3 protein-coding genes are annotated in these 1,599 nt (G+C 46.3%); all 3 read right to left on the bottom strand.

Going from position 1 to position 1,599, the window contains the following annotated elements:
- Positions 1–572, bottom strand: a 572-nt coding sequence (locus HMPREF0577_RS11530; RefSeq protein ID WP_169305139.1) for a hypothetical protein, incomplete at its 3' end; no start/stop codon positions are given.
- Positions 573–617: 45 nt separating this feature from the next.
- The gene (locus HMPREF0577_RS01835; RefSeq protein ID WP_004011969.1) at positions 618–848 is read right to left on the bottom strand and encodes a hypothetical protein; all 231 of its coding nucleotides are present in this window, start codon (positions 846–848) and stop codon (positions 618–620) included.
- A 7-nt stretch (positions 849–855) separates the two neighbouring features.
- Complete coding sequence (locus tag HMPREF0577_RS01830) at positions 856–1,410, bottom strand: hypothetical protein (RefSeq protein ID WP_004011965.1); 555 nt, start codon at positions 1,408–1,410, stop codon at positions 856–858.
- Positions 1,411–1,599 lie beyond the last annotated feature (189 nt).

The following is a 1,599-nucleotide window of genomic DNA, read 5'->3' as shown; positions in this document are numbered from 1 at the left end:
ATCCACCTCCAACCCTCTAAGGCCGCGCAAGTCACCGCAGAAGCAGCAGCTACTGCCGCAAAACCAACACCTGACGAATTGAGAATCTGCTTAAGCGCAAATTTGGCTCCAGCCTCAGCTCCGTGCTTGACAAGATACCTACTCACTGCACCTTTCAAGAGGTTCAACGCGCCACCCCAGTCTTGACTCTTTAGCAAAAACCCAAAACTCTTCCAGTTGACGTATGTCGCAATCTCTGTAAGCTGAATGCCCGTAAATCCGGAAACAACACACATTCCAAAGGACTGCCAGCTTCTAGCAGCATATCTGTTATTTATGCTTTGGTTGAGTGAACGGACAAGATAATCAACCGCTTCTTCATCCTGTACCGATAATTCAAAGTTCGACACTCTTGTCTTATCTACATAGAATTTACCGTTGCTGTCTTCAAGTATTACTGTATCCAGAATTTCAAATCCCTCTAAAATCCTGTTAGAGACATGGTTAATAATCTGAGCATCAGACATTTCATACACTGATACTGGTACTTGATTCGGAATTGCCCCAGCGTGTGAAACCACAGTTGTACTCATTGTCATGCTGAAACTAGCACGAGTGCTAAGATTGCATGCAACGCATTACGAATTCTTTTTGACATTTTCGTAGCCCTTTCGTTTGGAGTTTTTATTCTTTTCCGCCAGAGATGAAATATACACCATCAGCGAAGCCGCCATCACAACAAACAGATATTCCCCAACAGAATTTACCCACCATATTTTTAACGCAAGGTAGCCGATTACATTAATAACCAGTACTGCGAGACAAGAAACTAGCGGCACAATTGCAATTATTTTAGGTGAAAGCTTCATTACTTTATCACAACTCTCCCCTACAATAAATGGCTGACTTTCCTAATGCCAAAGCTAAACCAATCGCATTCCCTTTCCACCCAAGATGTAATCCCGCCGAAAGACCAATTTGTAGAATTGTCTTTGCTGCTAATGGCCACTGGGCTGCTCTAATCGCTGTCACAAGAGCCTTTGAAAGACGTCCCATCATGTTAAGTCCTGCAGCATCTACTACAACACACTTTGCAAAAGACAGAGCATCACGGTTTTGGGAGGTTCCTAGGTTAAGACCTTCAGCAAAGCTCCTAAGACCTTGAACCTGTTCAACGCTGTAGCCATCTGCCCGCAGATTCGCCTCGTTCACCGCAAACTGGTTATTGGCACCAAGCTGCACGTACCTAGTAAACAACGCCTCAAGCTCAGCAGCCAGCTGCGCAATCTCCGCCTCCGACAGCGACGATTGGGTCTGAGTAGTAACAGGTTCAGGCTGAGTCACCGGAGCAGCCAAAGCCACCCCCACAGTACTCAGGGACAAAGCAACGACAGCAGCCCCTGCAGTGATAAGCCGTATTGGTTCTCTCATTTTTCAATCCTCCTGTTCGTTTCAGCCTTCTTAGCTGAATGTCCTTGACACCCGTTGGTGCCAGCAGCAAACTTTTCGCCGCCGCCCTCAGTGAAACACAAACAGAGCACTTTGCAACACCGACAAATGTAGAGGTATCCACCTCGATCTTCATCAGGGTCACCACCCTGACATTTGTCGATGTCGAAA

It is taken from the genome of Mobiluncus mulieris ATCC 35243 (assembly GCF_000160615.1).
Classification (GTDB): Bacteria; Actinomycetota; Actinomycetes; order Actinomycetales; family Actinomycetaceae; genus Mobiluncus; species Mobiluncus mulieris.
Note: the sequence above shows the minus strand (reverse complement) of the source record. Positions and strands in the feature narration are given on the sequence as shown.